We start from the raw sequence: 18,878 nt of genomic DNA, 5'->3' as shown, positions 1-18,878 counted from the left end.
TCCCTGTCAGGCCGCACCAAGCGCGTCTTCACTGCGCTTGCGCCGGCGTTGAAGAACAATGATCCCGCCCAGCAACAGGAAGGCCGGAATAAAGAAGACTTCCTTGGCCGGACGATCAGCTTCGATCTTGACCGCAGTGATTTCAAAGTCGAAATCAAGACCGGCTTTTTCGGCCGGACCGGCAAAGACCAGATCATCGATATAGATACGACCATCTTCATCACGAATGCCGATACCGGCATGATACAGGCGATCCTCACCTGATCCTGCTGGCCCAAGTGGCAGCATAACGGATTTGGATACTTCATCGCCTTCGATGCTGATCCCTTCGACATCCAAAAGGATGCTGGATTCAGGCGGCATGTTGGCAGCGTCTTCGACAATGGTTGTCGCCGGCAGGTTTTCATAAGGCGGCGCAATCATGTCGAGCCAGAAACCCGGACGGAACAGGGTGAAGGCGATCAACAGCAATGCCGCACTTTCCCACAGCTTGGACCGGGCAAAGAAGTACCCCTGCGTCGCTGCAGCGAAGACCAGCATAGCGATTGTCGAAACCACCACCACAACAACCACATCAACCGGATGATCCAGACCGATCATCAGAAGCTGGGTGTTGAACAGGAACAGGAACGGCAAGACCGCGGTACGCATCGAATAGAGGAACGCAACAACCCCGGTCTTCATCGGATCAGACCCCGACACAGCCGCCGCGGCAAAGGATGCCAGACCAACCGGAGGGGTCACATCGGCCATGATGCCGAAATAGAAGACGAACAGGTGAACCGCAATCAACGGCACGATCAGGCCGTTTGCAGCACCGAGTTCCACGATCACCGGCGCCATCAGGCTCGATACCACAATGTAGTTCGCCGTGGTCGGAAGCCCCATGCCAAGGATCAGGCTGATCACGGCGGTAAAGATCAGGATCAGCATCAGATTGCCGCCCGAAATCAACTCGACGAATTCAACCATCACCTGACCGATACCGGTCAGTGAAACCGTGCCCACGATAATACCGGCAGCCGCAGTGGCAACACCGATACCGATCATGTTACGCGCCCCCGTAGCAAACCCGTCAATGACGTCGATGACACCAAGTTTCAGGTCATTCGCGAAATCGGGTTTCTTGCGGAAGAAGCCCTTGGCGGCGTGCTGGGTCAGCATGATGAAGATCATCAGAACCGTCGCCCAGAAAGCTGACAGACCCGGTGATTTCAGCTCAATCATCAGGAACCAGACCAGAACCACGACCGGCAGCAGATAATGCAAACCTGCCTTGGCGGTTTCACCCAGTGCCGGCAGTTCAACAACCGGCTGGTTGGGATCATCCATTTCAAGGTCAGGATATTTGGCGGCGTAATAAAGACCGGCCAGATAAATCACCGCACATTCAGCAGCAACAACCCAACCGACCACGTCACCAAACAGCCCCTTCTGGAAGACGATCGCGTAATAGACGACGCCGGAAAGAACCACGAGCGACAGCACGAACAGAAGCGATCTGATCAGGGTCTGCCCCAAGGTCGAGGTCACCCGTTTCGGCAGGCCCTGCATGTTCGCCTTAAGCGCTTCAAGGTGAACAATATAGATCAGCGCGATATAGGAAATCGTTGCTGGCAGGAAGGCATGCTTGATGACTTCGGGGTACGGAATGCCGACATATTCCACCATGAGGAAGGCCGCAGCCCCCATGACCGGCGGCATGATCTGACCGTTGACCGAAGACGCCACTTCGACCGCCCCGGCCTTTTCACCCGGGAAGCCAACACGCTTCATCAGCGGAATGGTAAAGGTACCGGTCGTCACAACGTTGGCAATCGAGGAGCCGGAAATAAGACCGGTCATCGCCGATGACAAAACCGCTGCCTTTGCCGGGCCACCACGCATGTGACCAAGGGCCGCGAACGCCACCTTGATGAAATAGTTGCCTGCACCGGCCTTATCGAGAAGCGAGCCAAACAGAACAAACAGGAACACAAAGCTGGTCGACACGCCAAGCGCGATCCCAAACACGCCCTCAGTGGTGATCCATTGATGCGACATCGCCTTGGAGAAGCTTGCGCCACTCCACTGCAAAACATCCGGCACCCAGGCCGCATTGCCAAAGAAGACATAAGCCAGGAAGACCATGGCAACGACCATCAAAGGCGGGCCAAGGGCGCGACGGGTTGCTTCAAGCAACATGACAAGGCCAACACCAGCCGCAACCAGATCAGCCGTAATCGGCAGGCCCGGACGGTCCGAGAGGTCGCGATAGAAAATGTAAATATAGGCCGCACAGAACGCACCGATCAAAGCCAGCACCCAATCAAGGATCGGGATATAGCTGCGCGGTGAATTCTTGAAGGCCGGATAGGCCATGAAGGCCAGGAAAATTGCAAAAGCGAGATGGATCGACCGTGCTTCGGTCGAGTTCAAAACGCCAAAATTAAAGATAAATGGCAATGGTGAAGCCAGCCAAAGCTGGAACAGCGACCATGAAACCGCAAGCCAAAGTAATATTTTCGCCGTCAAACCGCTTGGCTGACGGGCCCCTGTATCATTTTCCGCAATCAGGTCCTGCAGCCCCTGATCAACGGACGGATTTTCCGTTTTTTGATCGTCAGTCATCACAAACTCCCGGTCACTACGAAAGCCAATTGAACTGGTGGTCCAGAAACAAAAAGCCTCCGTCGACACACACCCGGTCCCCTACGGAGTACTCCAACACCTAAGTTACGGCGTTATGTTTATTCAATTTTTGTGAGCAAACCCGTCGGGCGCAAAAGAAAAACGGAGGGCGATAAACGCCCTCCGTCCCAAGGCTGATTACATCAGGCCTGCTTCTTTGTAGTACTTGGCTGCACCATCATGCAGCGGGGCCGACAGACCGTCCTTGATCATTTCTTCTTTCTTCAGGACAGCGAATGCCGGGTGCAGTTTTTTGAAATCATCGAAGTTTTCAAAGACTGCTTTGACAACGTTGTAGACAACGTCCGCATCGGTGTTAGTTGAGGACACGAAGGTCGCGCCAACGCCGAAGGTGACAACGTCATCCGGGTTACCACGATACATGCCGCCCGGAATGGTGGCTGCACGGTAGTACGGGTTGTCAGCGATCAGCTTGTCGATTGCCGGACCGGCAACTTCAACCAGAACCGAATCACAGGCAGTGGTTGCTTCCTGGATCGAACCGGACGGGTGACCAACGGTGTAGATCATCGCGTCGATCTTGTTGTCGCAAAGCGCCTGGGACTGTTCAGCCGGCTTCAGTTCGGATGCCAGCGAGAAGTCGTCCAGCGTCCAGCCTTTGGCAGCCAGAACGATGTCCATCGTGCCGCGCTGACCGGAACCCGGGTTACCGATGTTCACGCGCTTGCCTTTGAGGTCGTCAAAGGTCTTGATGCCTGCATCTGCACGGGCAACAACGGTGAACGGCTCCGGATGGACGGAGAACACAGCGCGCAGGTCTTCGAACGGACCCTGGTCTTCGAATTTCGAAGTACCGTTATAGGCATGGTACTGCCAGTCAGACTGGGCAACACCCATGTCCAGCTCGCCGGTACGAATGGTGTTGATGTTGTAGACCGAACCACCAGTGGATTCGACCGAGCAACGAATTCCGTGCTCTTTGCGATCCTTGTTGACCAGACGGCAGATAGCGCCACCCGTCGGATAGTACACACCGGTCACACCACCGGTACCGATGGTGATGAAACGGTTTTCCTGTGCCGAGGCCTGACCGGCAAACAGCGAGGCGCCAGCAATTGCAGCGACTGCACCCGCTACAGCAATAAGTTTTTTCATAAGGATTCGCTCCCTTTTTACACCCTGTTATAAGGCTTTCCAGTGTTCGACATTGAACAGCTGAATTAAACGGAAACATCAGAAAAATCAGATGTTTCGACGATGGGGATTATAGTGTCCGCCTTATCGGAATAAAACCCTATAACCCCGAAACCTCCTGACGAATTTACGCATTTTCGCGTATAGCCTGTTTCGTTTTGCCCCTCCTACCACATGGGTTGCATAATCTGGCGTGCCTGTTCGCCTGTTGCGATTGGCCGCCCCATCAAGATTGAACCGTCATGTGCCTGAGCAATAAGATCAGCATTGTTCGAAGCGGGCGATCCGTCAACCTTAAGGTGATTATTTTCAAACCCGATACGCGCATGCCCACCAAGCCCCGCCCCCGTCAGAATGCAGGCATTTTCATAAGCCCCAAAGGCACATAGCATCCATTCCGAGACATACGGACTGGACCCGATAAATGGCAAAAGGTCAGATGGCTGCGATACCTGCCCTGCGGTGTAACGGCCCAGCACGAACAAAACCGGGAACCTGTCGCCGGGCAGAACGCCGATTTCAACCAGCTGATTAAACCGCGCGACATCTTCTGGCCCATACAGGATCAGTTGCGGTGCGATTTTGGCTTCGCGCATGAATTCGAAAAACGATTTCAGCGCATTAAGGTCCGCATCATCTGGCGCAATTTCGCGCACGGCAATCGACACAGCCTCTGGCACGAGGCTTCTGATCATTTCCATCTGCTGCTGGGCTGTGTAGATGCCCACCGCCTCGGTTGTGACCTGCAACAGCATATCGTCACCGACCGATGATCTGACCTCGGCGAGCATTTCGCGATAGCGGCCAACATCAAGACTGTGTTTCTGCTCATCATCACGAACATGCAGATGCATCATCGACGCCCCCGCCGCCTTGCACTCAAGGGCCGTTTTGGCAACTTCGGCCGGCGTGATCGGAATGTTTGGCAAGTCGACTTGTGTTTTGCGCGCACCATTTGGGGCAGATGCAATCAGAAACGGCTTGTCACCATATTCCATTACGCCAGTCCCTCTGCCTTGAAGACGTCATCAAGCGCACCTGCAAACAGATCGACGATCTTGGCGACATCACTTTCATCAATGATGAAAGCCGGGGCAAACAACACATGGTCACCGCGAACACCATCAATCGTGCCGCCCATGGGATAAGCCATCAGACCACGCGCAAAAGCGGCCTTCTTGATCTTGGCATTAATCTTCAAAGCTGGGTCAAACGGGTCCTTGGTTTCACGATTGGCGACAAGCTCCACGCCGCGGAACAGACCACGGCCACGGATATCGCCGACAAACGGATGCTGCCCCAGTTTTGCCTCAAGGGCGCTGACAAGGTTTTCACCCTGCTTGACAACATTGGCCAGAAGGTTGCGTTCCTTGATCGCACGCTGGGTCGCAAGGGCTGCGGCACAGGCGGTTGCATGGCCCTGATAGGTATGGCCATGCTGGAAGAAGCCCGATCCATTGGCGATGGCTTCGTTGATTTTCTTGGATACAAGAACCGCACCAATCGGCTGATATCCTGCACCAAGCCCCTTGGCGATGGTTTGCAGATCGCCAGAAATGCCTTCCTGCTCAATCGCGTGCAGGGTGCCAGTACGTCCCATGCCGCACATGACCTCATCGAGGATCAGCAACACACCATATTGATCGCAAATCTCGCGCACGCGTTTGAAATAGCCCGGCACCGGTGCCAACGCCCCGGCGGTTGCCCCGACAACCGGTTCGGCAACGAACGCCGCGACGTTTTCAGATCCGAGTTCAAGGATCGCCGCTTCAAGTTCATTGGCAACGCGGAGGCCATAGGCCTCTGGCGTTTCATCGTCGCGCTGATCGCGATACTGATAAACGGGTGCGATATGGCTTGCCGTGATCAGAAGCGGTTCAAACTGCTTGCGCCGCCACATATTGCCGCCAACCGACAGAGCACCAAGGGTATTGCCGTGATAGGATTGGCGGCGCGCAATCACGTATTTGCGGTTCGGTTCCCCGATTTCCAGAAAGTACTGACGCGCCATCTTAAGGGCGGCTTCGGTGGCCTCCGACCCGCCAGAAACGAAATAGACCTTATCAATGCCTTCGGGTGCGGATGCGACCAGTTCATCGGCCAGTTCTTCCATCGCATCAGATGAAAAGAACCCGGAATGGGCGTAAGCAATCTGATCAATCTGGGCATGCATGGCAGCCCGAACATCCGGGTCGGAATGGCCAAGGCAAGACACCGCGGCACCACCGCAAGCATCGAGATAACTCTTTCCGTTCTGATCAAAGATGTAGATCCCCTCACCCCGGACAGCGCGCGGGGGCGTGGATGTGCTCGTGCGGTGCAGAACACGGGTGCCTGCATTCGGAACCGGGGCATTGGATTGGGCAGAGTTTGACGCGTTGGTCATGATCGGACGTTCCGTAAAGTGCCTAGTCTTCGAGATATGTATCAAAGACAGCGAGTTGTTCTTCTGCAGCGGCAATCCGTTGCAGGGCCTTCGGGCCACCGCGTGCGACCAGCAGGGCAACAAGCGCCTGCATGACCGAAAGGGCGGCGGTAAAACTTTGGAAAAAGGATTGTGACGTATCGCGCACGACAAGCTTGCACAGCGCATCCATGGCAATTGGCGACACGTCGGAATCTGTAAGTGCAATCACCGGGCAATGCTGGGAGCGGGCAAACTCGACCGCGCGCACCGTATCGCGAATATAGGGTTTGGCACCGACCGCAATCAAAAGGTCCCGTCGCCCGATGCCGCGCAGCTCATCACCAAACGTGCCCGAATGGCCGTCGACCAGAACGCCATTGTCGCAAAACAGCCGATAGGCATAGGCAAACTGACATGCCGCCGGATAGGCCGCACCACGCCCGACGATGAACACCTGCCGGGCATCTTCGATCGCCTCACAGGCTTCGATCATGCGCGACACAAGTTCGGGCGAAAAGGCAGCACTGATATTATCAATCTCTGTGCGGCAGATGCTTTCAAGAAGATGCTCATCGCGGTTGGCATCATTCTCGGTCCGCTGGGTTTCGCGGGCGCGCTGGGCATAGCTCGCCGGCTGATCAAGCAACCGATTCTGATAATGATCGCGAAATTCTTGCCAGGTTTCGACGCCAATCGCGCTCATCAACCGGGTGATCGTGCTGGGCGGGACGTCTGCGGCACGGGCCAGTGCCCGCATCGAGCGCAGGGCGACATCACTTGGATGATCAAGGATATAGCGCGCAGCCTTTTGCATTTGCGGACTAAGTTTGGCGTAGTCCGATATCAGTTTTTCACGCAAATCAGTCTGCACACCCATCACCAAGATACCCGCGCCGAACCAAGGAAACCATGATTACGCCACAGGTGACGCATCGACACAACACATGTTTCACAAGCTCAAATTTTGAAACACTTGTTTCAGCTTTATGTTTCATCGCAAGGGCAGTTGGAATTTGCGTGAAGTCTAAAAAACATGGACTTATTAGAAAAAACTGTAAAAATACCGGGGTTCAAAGGTGAAACTCTTGCGTTTCATATCGCAAACGCAAAAGCGCCCAATGGTGGAAGTCGCAACACCGAATCGGTGGATGACCAATGGAAACAAAGATCATTGAGTCCCTTAATCAGGCACAAGCAGGCATTGCCCTGTTTGATGCAGAAGAACGGATTGTCTTTGCCAATCCGGCGTGGGAACAATTGATTTCGGGCGTTGCCGAGGAAGACCTGATCTTCAATGAAACCGAACTTGCCGATGGCGGCATGATCTCGGTCTGCTTTGTCAAACCACAGGTTCCGCAGTCCGAGCGGCTTGATCTGGCGAGTTCTGCCAATGACGCCAAGATCGGCACCATCATTATCGCCGATGACAGTGAAAGCAACCGCATGGTCGCACGGCGCATTCTTCAGGCCGAGGGATATGGCATTGTTGAGGCCAGCAATGGTCAGACTGTTCTGAACATGCTCAAACGCGGGGTGAATGCCGACCTGATCCTGATGGATGTCGAAATGCCCGACATGGATGGCCTGCATACGACGCGACGCATCCGCCATATGAGCGGCCCGGTGGCGCGTACCCCGATCATTGCGCTTTCCGCCCATCAGTCGCGTGACTGGAACGTCATTGCCCGGCAGTCTGGCGTTGATGATTTCATCAACAAACCCATCCAGCGGCAAAAACTGATCGACACCATGCAGGAATTGATCACCCGGCGCAGTGGCACCACCGTTGATCCGAATGCCGCCCAGAAACGCAGCAAGGGTGCACGGATCGGACGCCCGCCGCGCCCGGAATCCCTGACCAGCCCGGTTCTTGATGTCCGCATTCTTGAGCAGCTTTATACCGATGCTGGCGATGAAGGGGCCGGATGCGGGATCGAGATCTTCATCAACGAAACGGAATCCCGTCTGGTCAAAATCGACAAGGCGCTTTCTGAGGACGACATGACCACCGTGCGCAACGAGGTCCATGCCCTTAAAAGCACGTCAGGCACCTTTGGCCTTCGCCAGCTGTCTGAGCTGTGCGAGACAACCCAGTCCGAATTCGAAGATAACGATCCCGATGAAAACCGACTGCTGTCGCTTTCGCGCCAGGTTGTGCAGCTCGCCCCCACGGCCCTGACCGCACTCAATCTTTATCGTCGATCACGCAATATCAGCAGTGCTCCGCACGTTTGATCCATCCAGCCCACACCATATTTGCCAGACCATCAGCGCCCAGATGCTAAGCGCCATATCAAGATCATGGCCGGACACCGCGCGCTTCCAGTAGGCGGCTTTGACATCACGTGAAATCGCGACATCCGCAAACACCGTCTCAAGAATACGGTTCTCATCTCCCCACAGATATCGGGCAACATCGCCAAGCCATTTTGCCACCGGCGGATTAAACCCGATCTTACGGTTCCGGACATGCCCGGCTGGCAGACAAGGCGAGATGGCCTGACGCCAGAGGGTCTTTGGACCGGTTTTAAGATGTTGCTTCGCCGGGACTGAGGCGGCAATACGCACAACGTCATTCCCCAAAAGCGGCAGGCGATATTCCAACCCATGCGCCATCCCGCACCGATCTGACATCAGCAACTGATTACCCGGCAGTGTGACATCACGATCAAAATTCATCATCGCGCCCACCAAGCCACAGTCCAGATCCGGTCGCCAAGCAATCCGGGCATCACATTCGGGAATGGCACAACGGTTGTTCCAGACGTCAAAAGCATGATCGGGCCCACCCGATGTGCCCGACAGAAAGCGCTGCATTTCCCTGTGATTGCCAAACCCGGACAGGCTAGCCATCAAGCGTCGCGCGGGTTTGGGCACATACCGCCAATAGTCGTCGTAAAGCTGTGCCGCCCGATATCGCGGATAGCCGCCAAACAACTCATCACCGCCATCACCAGACAGGCACACTTTGACATCCGCGCTGACAGCCTTTGCAAGGCAGCGCATCAGAACAATGGACGGATTGGCGAAAGGTCCGCCGACGCTCTGCAATCCTGCAATAAGCTCCTGATGGATTTCCTCTGGCGTGTTTGGAGCAGCAACGACATGCAGGTCCTGTCCCAGATGACGACACAGGTTTTGCGCCGCAGCCGTTTCATCGATAGCCGGATCATCGAACCCCATGACAAACGCTGGCGGCAATGGTTCTCCAGTTTCGCGGGCAATATCACACGCCAATGCCGCAACCCCGGCGCTATCCAGCCCGCCCGAAACCAGACACCCGACCGGGCAATCGGCATCCATTGCACCAGCAACCGATTGTCGAACAGCAGAAAGCAATGTCTCAGGTGTCGCGACATTCCCTGCTCCGCCAGCCTTCTGAGCCGGGTGCGCAATACGCCGCTCATCCACCTCGCCCGCCTGCCACCGCAAAACAGTCCCGGGCAGAAGAAGGGTTACGCCCGCTACCCCCGTTTCCGGTGCGGGCACAAACAGATGGGCGAGATATTGCCGCTTGATCGTCTCATCACGCTTAAGCGGAGCGATTGCCGAAAACGCCGATATCTCTGAGGCAAAGGCAATCTGCCCGTTCGGGCGCTTCAAAACATAAAGCGGCTTGATCCCCAGCGGATCGCGCGCCAGCCACAGACAGCATTGCGTCCTATCCCACAAGGCAAGCGCATACTGCCCGGACAAGGTTTCAAGCACGCTGGCAGGATCATCTCCGCGCCGGACCGCCCGGGCCAGTAATTGCAGGACAAGTTCCGCATCACTTCCCGTTTCGAAAACTAGCCCGTTGTCGGCTTTCGCCGCCTGCATCAGGCGCCGATGACCGACGATATAGCCATTAAAGACCAGAACAAACCGCCCATCTGACGTAACGAATGGCTGGTTGGCCTGATCGCTCAAATCAGTAGTGGCAAGGCGCGCACATCCAAGCACGATCTTGCTGCCTGGATCTGCCCAGACGCCAGAACCATCCGGCCCCCGATGGGCAAGCCGCTGGAGCATGGCATTGATGGCATTCGGATCGTCCGTTTGGGTTAAGCCTGCGACGCCACACATGGATGCCCTGCCTAAATCCGGTCGCTGCCGCTTTCAGGACCGGCCAGCTCGGCATCATCATCGTCACCGGCCAACCGGCCTTGCAGATCGCGCAGAACATACAGGCGCAGGGCACTCGAAAGATTGCCTTCACGGTCGGTATCGATTTCGACAACCAGTTCGGCCAGCGTCAGGTCGCGACGCTCTGCAATGCCAACCAGTTCTTCCCAGAACGCATCTTCGAGCGAAAAGCTCGTCCGGTGGCCGGCAATTGTCACTGATCTTTTACGAACGGCATCATCCATCGGTGTTTAGTCTTTAACTCCGGCACAAAAACGACCATGATTTCAAAAGCTTTCCGCCATGATAGGGCATCGACATGAAATTCATACATCTTTCCGACCTTCACATTCTGGCCCGAAATGACGTATCGCGCCTGCCCGATGCGGCAGCGACCCTCCGCAAGGTCATAGCAGAGGTCAACACCTATCACGCGGATGCGGAAATCTGCATCATCACCGGTGACATCACCCATCGCGGCACACCGGAACAGTATGAAAATGCGGTCGAGATCCTCTCGGACCTTGCCATCCCATATCTGATTATTCCGGGTAATCATGACATCCGTGAAGCGTTTCGCGATGCCTTTCCGACAACCGAAACCGACACCCATGGCTTTGTCAACTTCGGCCAGACCTTCAATGGCGTACGCTTTGTCCTGATGGACAGCATCGTTCCCGGCCACCATCACGGCACGCTGTGTGCACAACGTTTGGACTGGTTGCGCGATGAACTGACGGCACATCGTGACACGACGACCTTCCTGTTCATGCATCACCCACCGATGGAAATGGGCCTGCCCTTTATTGATTCGATCCGTCTCGATGCCGAAGCAGAACTTGGTGAAATCGTCACCGCCAACCCGCAGATCAAACACCTTTTCTTTGGTCATCTGCATCGTCCGGCAACTGGCACCTGGCTTGGCGTTCCGTTTGTTCTCGGCGTCAGCACCCAGTCGGGTGAACCGCTTGATTTCCGCCATGAGAAGGAAGAAGAGCTTCAGGACCCCAACCCGCTTGGACCGGGCTATGGCATTGCCTTTGCCGATAGCGCGGGCGGGCTTCGCTATCACTTCAATTTCGTGAAGTTTGATATGGAAGCTTGATCAGGCGGCTTGTGTGGCCCGATCCCATTCATCGCGAACGGTGGCGTCCGCTTCGTTTGCAAAATGTGCTTTCCGGGCTTGGGCAAACGCCGCAGGCTCGATCAATTGTGACAAAGCCCAAACTGCGCTGGCCCGGATCAAGGCACTTTCATCCGTCAGCAGGTTTTCAATACGCGGAATCAGATGCGGTGCCTCGCTATTGCCCGCAGCGATCAAAACATTGCGCAGGAACTTTGCCCGACCGATCCGTTTGATTGGCGATCCGGTGAAGAACGCGCGAAAACCTGCATCATCAAGATCAAGGAAATCCGCCAGTCGCGGCGCGGTCAATTCGACACGCGGGATAAAGGCCAACTCTTCCGTTCGGATGGCAAACTTGTTCCACGGGCAGGCCGCCAGACAATCATCACAGCCATAGATACGATTGCCCATGGGTTTGCGGAACTCGACCGGGATCGGCCCTTCATGTTCGATTGTGAGGTAACTGATGCACTTGCGCGCATCAAGCTTGTAGGGGGCAGGAAAGGCATCCGTCGGACAGGCTGACAGGCATTTTGAGCAGGAACCGCAATGATCGATTTCCGGTTCGACTTCCGGCAGTTCAAGGGTCGTGAAAATCTCACCAAGGAACAACCAACTGCCAAATTCGCGCGACACAAGATTGGTGTGCTTTCCTTGCCAGCCAATCCCAGATGCCTGCCCAAGCGGCTTTTCCAGAACCGGGGCGGTATCGACAAACACCTTGACCTGTTCCGTCCCGCCGGACTGCTCAACGACCCAGCGCGCCAGCTGCTTCAGGCGTTTTTTGATCAGGTCGTGATAGTCCTTGTTCTTGGCATAGACCGAAATCATCGCCCGGTCGGGATGGTCGAGTAACGCCATCGGATTTTCTGCCGGTCCATAATTGCTGCCCAGAACAATGACCGATTTGACATCGGGCCAAAGCATTTCCGGATCGCGCCGACGCGGCAACCGTTCCGGATCATTCATCCAGCCCATGGAGCCGTATTCACCACCGGCGACAAATTCATCAAGACGTTGCTGATTACGCGCATCAATCTTTGGCCGCGCCACACCACAGACATCAAAGCCGATTTCACGGGCTTTGGCCTGAAGCATCTCAAACGTGATGTTTTGGCGCGTTTTCTTCGTCATGGCGTGGTGCGGGCTTGTCTTGTTTCACGGCCTCTGTCTGCTGCCTTATATAATCATCCGCCCAAAACGCAAAAGGCCGCAGCATGAAGCTGCGGCCTGTGATCTGAAATCGGGTCTGATCAGAAACGATAGCGAACAGTCGCAAGGATTGAGCGTTCTTCACCATAGTAACAGTTATCCGACGACGATGTGATCAAGCAGGATGCGACATATTCTTCATCCAGCAGGTTGTTCACATTCACCCGAAGATCAGTGTTCTCCAATCCGACATTGGACATGTCATAATTCAGGGACAGGTCAAAAATGGTGTAATCGGGCACCGTGATGGTGTTGGTTTCATTGGCCGCCATTTCACCAACAAACCGAGCACCTGCACCAACAGACAGGCCATTTAACGCACCTGAATAGAAGGAATAATTCCCCCAAAGCGATGCCATATGCTCTGGCACCTGCATCGGTTGCTTGCCGTCTTTGGTGTCGCCCGGCGCATCATAGGCTGCGTCAGTGTATGTGTAGGATGCAATGACACTCAGGTTCTCGTTCAGGTTCGCGCGTGCTTCCAGTTCAAGACCCTGACTTTCGATCTTGCCAACGGGATCGTAGGCAAAAGTCGATGAGTCATAAATCGCGACATTATCCTGTTCGAGGTAAAACGCTGCCGCACTCAAAAGAAGGTTGCCGTTCTCCGGCTGGTATTTCACACCCGCCTCGTACTGCGTTCCCTCGGATGGTTCGATCGGGTTGCCCGCAACGTCCGCATACAGACTTGGGTTGAAGGATTCTGAATAGCTGACATAGGGTGCGATGCCATTATCAAACAGATAGAGCCCACCGGCGCGCTTCGTCAGCTTCTGGCGATCTTCGCCAGTCTTTTTCTCTGTCAGGCGATTAAGCTTTGTTGTTTCGACCCAATCCTGACGCAAGCCCAGCGAAAACCGCCAGTTGTCGTATTCGATCTGGTCTTCAAGATACAGTCCAGCTTGTTCAAGCGTTTGCACACTGCTGGTGGTTGGCGCACCAAGGGTTACGCCCGGGCTTCCATATACAGGATTGAAAGCATTGATGTCCGAAGCGGTCGGAAACTGCCAGGTATTTTCGGTACGCCGATGCTGGTAATCAAACCCACCCAACAAAGTATGATCAACGTCTGCTGTCGCAAACTCAGCCTGTAGCTGGTTGTCGACCGCATAAGCACGCATGCTCTCATCGCCGCCACCATAACGCCGGTTCAGGTTATCCGACGATCCATCCCAACCCGTTTGATAAATCTGGTCGATGTGAACCGAAGCATCAAGGAAACGGAAGTTCTGTCGGGCGGTAAGAGAATCGTCGAAATCATGTTCAAACTGATATCCGACCATGTTCTGATTTCTTTCGAACGCTTCAAGCGACGGGTCACCATCAAAAAATCCGGTCGAGATGTATTTGCCGTTCCGCGGGAACAATGTGCCCTCTGATGGCAGACCGTTATGGGTTCCGCCCTCCGGGTCCTTTTGAAGATACGCCATCAGGGTAACGCGCGTATCATCCGTGAAGTTCGCGGTTAGCGAAGGTGAAATTGCATAGCGCTCTTCTTCCGTACCTTCAAACTGGGTGTCGGCCGCATCCGCCTTGCCGACAACGCGATATGCAAGCTTGCCGGCATCGTCGAGTGGACCGGTCAGATCGAAACCGACACCGCGCTGGTTACGGTTGCCGTAGGAAACCTCGACTTCGCCCTGTTGTTCAAACTGTGGCTTCTTGCTTGAAAGCGCGACAATACCGCCCGGGGAGCTTCGACCGTACAACACCGACGCCGGCCCTTTGACCACGTCAGCACGTTCGACAAAATACGGATCAACCTGCATGGAGCTATAGGTCGAGTCATCATTCATGGTCTTGAGACCATCAAGATAGATGTTGTCAATCGACCGGTCGACCAAACCACGCAAGATCACATAGTCATAGCGGTTCGATGCACCCACCTGGCCGGTAAAGGCACCTGGCGTATAGCGCATGGCCTTCATAATGGTTTGCGATCCCTGATCTTCCATCTGATCCTTGGTAACGACCGTGATGCTCTGGGAAGTTTCAAGGATTGGCGTTCCGGTCTTTGTCGCTGCCAGTGATTTCGTGGCGATATAGCCATCAACCGGACCATCAGCCTCTTCCGTGACAGTCGCCTCGACCCGGACGGTATCGAGTACGTCTTCACTGCCGGAACTGAGCTGTTCAATGGTGATGGTACCGCCATCGGTGTAACGCCAGGTGTAGCCAGAGCCGCGCAACAATGTGGTAAGCGCTGCATCAATGGACATTTCCCCCTGAAGGGCCGGCGCTTCAAGGCCGCCAAGCCCCTCGGACGGGAAGAACAGTTTCAGGTTAGCCTGATCTGCGAGGCTGGTTAGCGCGCGATCAAGGCTTTGGGCCGGGATATCAACCGTGACCATGCTTGACTGAGCAACTTCAACACCGGCCTTGGCATCCGGTGCAATACTGTTGGCTGCTGCCTGCCACGGGCTCAGGATGGCCGAGCCGGAAATGAGTGTGGTTGCAACAAGCCTGCGCATCCAAAGGCTGCGCGTTCCCCCATGACGAAGATTGACCGACGCATCGGCGGTCGTTTTCGTCATCGCATTTACTGAATTCATCATAAGGCCTTCTAATTGGATTCCCCATTGCGAATGATATTCAGAACCACAATCATTCGCTTTTGACCTTAAGACGATCTCACCCAACGAGACTTGCACCAGATTTTTCAATTTTTTTGAGATTTTTTGCAAACCGACCGGAAACCGGGCTTTTGCGCCTAGTAAATTACGGTCAGGAGTGGCAATTTCAGAACGTGTGCACCGGTGGTTTGCTCGATCGATTGCAGCAAATCATCCAGTCGGGCAGTCTCAAACACCCCGGTGACTTTCATATCGCGCAGATCATCGCGGGCGACGACGATCCGCCCGGATGTGTGGCGCTGCGCTTCGGCAATCACTGCCCCCAGCGGCTGACTGTTAAAGATCAGCTTGCCGCGCTGCCAACTGCCATAGGTAGCAATATCCGCATCCGCGTTGAGTTCCGGCGCCTGTCCACTTTGATAGGCCCCTTGTTCCCCCGCAGACAGGCGAAGAGCCGGACCCGCACCATTGCGGACCTCGACAACACCTTCCTGCACGGTGACCTTGGCGCAATCATCATTGATGCGAACGCCATATACCGTGCCAACGGCCATGGCTTCGCCATCAAGGGCTGCGACGACAAACGGGTGATCGGCATCCTTTGCAACTTCAAAGATGACTTCACCGGACGCCAGACTGACACGCCGTACATCACCGGAAAAATCAATCGAGAAGGCAGATGCCGTATTCATGTGCGCCACCGACCCATCAGGCAAGTCGATGGTCTGATACTGCCCCGTTTCGGTAACATAATCCGCATGGTAGCGCGCCCATATGCCCCCGGCTTCAAGACCAGCAATCATGAGCATCAGCATCGCCGCGAGACCTGCGAGCGTAGATACAACCGGTCGACGGCGGATAAAGCCGCGTGACCGTGCAGGCACCGATGGCTTTTTAGCAACATCTGAGGCAATCGGTATGCGTTGAGGATCAACTGTTTCGCGCCAGTCAGAGTTCCTGGCAGTTTCGGTTTCGCCAAGCGCCCCAAGCAGTCCTTCTGCATCGCGGGCGGCGCGTTCATGCTCCGCACTTTGGGCTCGCCAGATATCGAATTCATGAAACTCTGCAGACTTGGCATCCCCGGAATGCAGACGCACCAGACGGTCAATGGCCTGATCGCTCAGCGCAATCATGTCATCGTTGTAGTCCTGCAGCACTGTGGTTTGGTCTGTGCTTATACCGGACGCCAAAACCTGTATCCCCGAATATCCATTCCGACCGCGCCTGACACGCAACCCCTGTTCATTAGACGAATTACCGCCCTCAAATCCGCACCAAAATTTATCATTATTTTTTGCCCTCCGCCAAAAGGGCATCGCGGCAGTGTTTCAATGCACGCGCGATATACTTGGCAACCATGCTGTTCGATACGCCCAGCCGACCGGCGATTTCGCTATGTGACAGCCCATCAACACGAAACAGCAAAAGCGCCTGGCGCGGCTTTTCTGGTAACTCGGAAAGCGCATGATCAAGAATCGCGATCTGTTCACGTGACAGGAAAATCTTTTCCGGCCCGGGCTTGGGATCATGAATGTCTGATTGCGCAGGATCCGTTTCAATATGTGCCGACATCCGCCGTTCGCGACGAACACGATCAATCGCAAGGTTCCCCGCCACGCGATAGATATAGGCACGCGGATTATCAATGGTTTCATCTGGCTCGGACGTTCCGGCAAGCCGGACATAGGTATCCTGCACCACATCGGCTGCGCGTTCGGAATCACCATTCAGCTTCCGGGTCAGAAACCGCAGAAGCTGTTCATAGTTTTCCTGAAAACTTGCAATCAAGATTGATGCGCTGCTGCGCGCCATTGATGTCGAACCATTCGTTACCCAAAGACAGGCAGATACCTGATGGCCATCGAATAACAGCAATCCCCATTTATGACAATGAGAATAATTCGCAAATATTAGATCAAGCATGAACTTCGGAGCCCCGACAAACAAAAAGACCGCCCGGAAATACCGGACGGTCTTTTCAGACACGTTAGGAGTGCGTTGCGTCTGTCTTGGCGCTTAGCCGCGCCCACGATACGGGGCGACGCCCTGCTCGGGGATCCAGACACCGTCCGGGGCCGGGCCGGTCTGATAGAACACATCGATCGGAATACCGCCGCGCGGATACCAGTACCCGCCGATGCGCAGCCATTTCGGATCGAGGGTTTCAACAATGCGTTTGCCGACCTTGATCGTGCAATCTTCATGGAAAGATCCATGGTTGCGGAACGAGGTCAGGAAAAGCTTTAGCGACTTGCTTTCCACCAGCCAGTCGCCCGGCACATAGTCAATCACCAGATGGGCAAAATCAGGCTGGCCGGTGATCGGGCACAGGGACGTGAATTCCGGTGCAACAAACCGCACGCAGTAATCGGTTCCGGCCTGCGGGTTTGAAACGCGTTCCAGAACTGCTTCATCGGGCGATGCCGGCTGCTTGGTATCGCCGCCCAGCATGGTCAGGTTGTCGTAAATCGTTTGATCGGCCATGGCTTAGTCCTCGATAATCGGCACGGGATCGATATCCCCGCCTTCCTGTCCGGCATGGAAATCGCGCGCAAAGGCGTCCATGCGTCCCTCGGCAATGGCTTCACGCATGCCGAGCATCAGGTCCTGATAATAGGCAAGGTTATGCCAGGTCAGCAGAACCGCACCGAGGATTTCCCCCGCCTTGATCAGGTGATGCAAATAGGCACGCGAATATTTCGTGCAGGCCGGACAACCGCACTGATCATCAAGCGGACGATCGTCATCGCGATGACGGCCGTTCTTAAGGTTCAGCGTCCCGCGATGGGTAAAGGCCTGTGCGTTGCGCCCGGATCGGGTCGGCAACACACAGTCAAACTGATCAATCCCGCGCATCACCGCACCGACAAGATCGGACGGTTTGCCAACCCCCATCAAATAGCGCGGCTTGTTGGCAGGCAGCATATCAACGCAGAAATCAAGCGTATCAAACATGATCTGCTGACCCTCGCCAACCGCAAGACCACCCACCGAATGGCCCGGAAGATCAAGTTCTGCAAGTTTTTCAGAGCTTTCGCGACGCAGGTTTTCAAAAACGCTGCCCTGCTGAATGCCATAAAGCGCGTATCCTTCGCGGTTAACAAACGCATCCTTGGACCGCTTTGCCCAACGCATCGACATTTGCATGCTTTCGCGCGCCTGCTGTTCGGTCGCCGGGAACGGGGTGCATTCATCAAATGCCATGGTAATGGTCGAGCCCAACAGATGCTGGATTTCCATCGAACGTTCCGGCGTCAGGTTGAACTTGCGCCCGTCGATATGGCTTTTAAACGTCACACCGTCTTCGGTGATCTTGCGCAGTTTCGCCAGTGACATGACCTGATACCCGCCACTGTCGGTCAGGATCGGTTTGTCCCAGTTCATGAATTTATGCAGGCCACCCAGACGCGCGATACGTTCAGCGCCCGGACGCAGCATCAAATGGTACGTATTGCCCAGAAGGATCTGCGCCCCGGTATCGGCAACGTTTTCAGGCAGCATGCCCTTGACGGTGGCAGCTGTGCCAACCGGCATGAAGGTCGGCGTATCAATTACGCCATGGGCTGTGTGAATGCGCCCCAGACGGGCCTTGCCATCCTGGGCAAGCAATTCATAGCGAAATTCGGTCATC

Annotated in this window: 15 protein-coding genes; 2 read left to right on the top strand and 13 right to left on the bottom strand. The window is 55.1% G+C overall.

Annotated features, from left to right (window positions below; translation table 11 throughout):
* Positions 1-6: 6 nt before the first annotated feature.
* The 5 genes from CMO10_RS09565 to CMO10_RS09545 all read right to left on the bottom strand — a co-directional run bounded on the left by CMO10_RS09565 (position 7) and on the right by CMO10_RS09545 (position 7,109).
* Positions 7-2,610, bottom strand: a complete 2,604-nt coding sequence (locus tag CMO10_RS09565; RefSeq protein WP_297021211.1) for a TRAP transporter permease — start codon at positions 2,608-2,610, stop codon at positions 7-9.
* A gap of 198 nt (positions 2,611-2,808) precedes the next feature.
* On the bottom strand, positions 2,809-3,786 hold the full coding sequence (locus CMO10_RS09560) for a TAXI family TRAP transporter solute-binding subunit (RefSeq protein WP_044828039.1): 978 nt from the start codon (positions 3,784-3,786) through the stop codon (positions 2,809-2,811).
* A gap of 206 nt (positions 3,787-3,992) precedes the next feature.
* A complete protein-coding gene (locus CMO10_RS09555; protein WP_297021208.1) occupies positions 3,993-4,823 on the bottom strand; it encodes a beta-keto acid cleavage family enzyme in 831 nt (276 codons plus the stop codon).
* On the bottom strand, positions 4,823-6,211 hold the full coding sequence (locus tag CMO10_RS09550) for an aspartate aminotransferase family protein (protein ID WP_297021205.1): 1,389 nt from the start codon (positions 6,209-6,211) through the stop codon (positions 4,823-4,825). The genes CMO10_RS09555 and CMO10_RS09550 overlap by 1 nt, the downstream gene beginning before the upstream one ends.
* A gap of 22 nt (positions 6,212-6,233) precedes the next feature.
* On the bottom strand, positions 6,234-7,109 hold the full coding sequence (locus CMO10_RS09545) for a MurR/RpiR family transcriptional regulator (protein ID WP_297021202.1): 876 nt from the start codon (positions 7,107-7,109) through the stop codon (positions 6,234-6,236).
* 278 nt (positions 7,110-7,387) lie between these two features.
* Here CMO10_RS09545 and CMO10_RS09540 point away from each other — a divergent pair, with 278 nt between their 5' ends.
* Positions 7,388-8,467, top strand: coding sequence for a response regulator (locus CMO10_RS09540; RefSeq protein WP_297021199.1), 1,080 nt, complete (start codon positions 7,388-7,390; stop codon positions 8,465-8,467).
* On the opposite strand, the gene asnB is transcribed toward CMO10_RS09540, so the two are convergent.
* Positions 8,435-10,297: an asparagine synthase (glutamine-hydrolyzing) gene (asnB, locus tag CMO10_RS09535; RefSeq protein WP_297021197.1), complete on the bottom strand. Its 1,863-nt coding sequence runs from the start codon at positions 10,295-10,297 to the stop codon at positions 8,435-8,437. The genes CMO10_RS09540 and asnB overlap by 33 nt on opposite strands.
* An 11-nt stretch (positions 10,298-10,308) precedes the next feature.
* Positions 10,309-10,581 (bottom strand): ribbon-helix-helix domain-containing protein, encoded by a 273-nt coding sequence (locus tag CMO10_RS09530; protein WP_297021194.1) that lies wholly within the window; start codon positions 10,579-10,581, stop codon positions 10,309-10,311.
* Positions 10,582-10,655: 74 nt separating this feature from the next.
* Between CMO10_RS09530 and CMO10_RS09525 the strand changes: the two genes are divergently transcribed.
* A complete protein-coding gene (locus CMO10_RS09525) occupies positions 10,656-11,441 on the top strand; it encodes a phosphodiesterase (RefSeq protein WP_297021191.1) in 786 nt (261 codons plus the stop codon).
* Here CMO10_RS09525 and queG read toward each other — a convergent pair whose 3' ends face one another.
* The 6 genes from queG to tgt all read right to left on the bottom strand — a co-directional run bounded on the left by queG (position 11,442) and on the right by tgt (position 18,877).
* The gene (queG, locus tag CMO10_RS09520) at positions 11,442-12,596 is read right to left on the bottom strand and encodes a tRNA epoxyqueuosine(34) reductase QueG (protein ID WP_297021188.1); all 1,155 of its coding nucleotides are present in this window, start codon (positions 12,594-12,596) and stop codon (positions 11,442-11,444) included.
* Between the two features lie 119 nt (positions 12,597-12,715).
* A complete protein-coding gene (locus tag CMO10_RS09515) occupies positions 12,716-15,208 on the bottom strand; it encodes a TonB-dependent siderophore receptor (protein WP_297021186.1) in 2,493 nt (830 codons plus the stop codon).
* Positions 15,209-15,384: 176 nt separating this feature from the next.
* A complete protein-coding gene (locus CMO10_RS09510) occupies positions 15,385-16,437 on the bottom strand; it encodes a FecR family protein (RefSeq protein ID WP_297021183.1) in 1,053 nt (350 codons plus the stop codon).
* A gap of 97 nt (positions 16,438-16,534) precedes the next feature.
* Positions 16,535-17,059 (bottom strand): RNA polymerase sigma factor, encoded by a 525-nt coding sequence (locus tag CMO10_RS09505; RefSeq protein WP_297021178.1) that lies wholly within the window; start codon positions 17,057-17,059, stop codon positions 16,535-16,537.
* 204 nt (positions 17,060-17,263) lie between these two features.
* Positions 17,264-17,731, bottom strand: a complete 468-nt coding sequence (queF, locus tag CMO10_RS09500; RefSeq protein WP_044828030.1) for a preQ(1) synthase — start codon at positions 17,729-17,731, stop codon at positions 17,264-17,266.
* A 3-nt stretch (positions 17,732-17,734) separates the two neighbouring features.
* The gene (tgt, locus tag CMO10_RS09495; protein WP_297021174.1) at positions 17,735-18,877 is read right to left on the bottom strand and encodes a tRNA guanosine(34) transglycosylase Tgt; all 1,143 of its coding nucleotides are present in this window, start codon (positions 18,875-18,877) and stop codon (positions 17,735-17,737) included.
* Position 18,878 lies beyond the last annotated feature (1 nt).

Origin of the sequence: Thalassospira sp. (assembly GCF_002709775.1) — a bacterium.
Taxonomy (GTDB): Bacteria; Pseudomonadota; Alphaproteobacteria; order Rhodospirillales; family Thalassospiraceae; genus Thalassospira.
The sequence above is the reverse complement of the archived record's forward strand: the minus strand, read 5'-3'. Positions and strand labels throughout refer to the sequence as shown.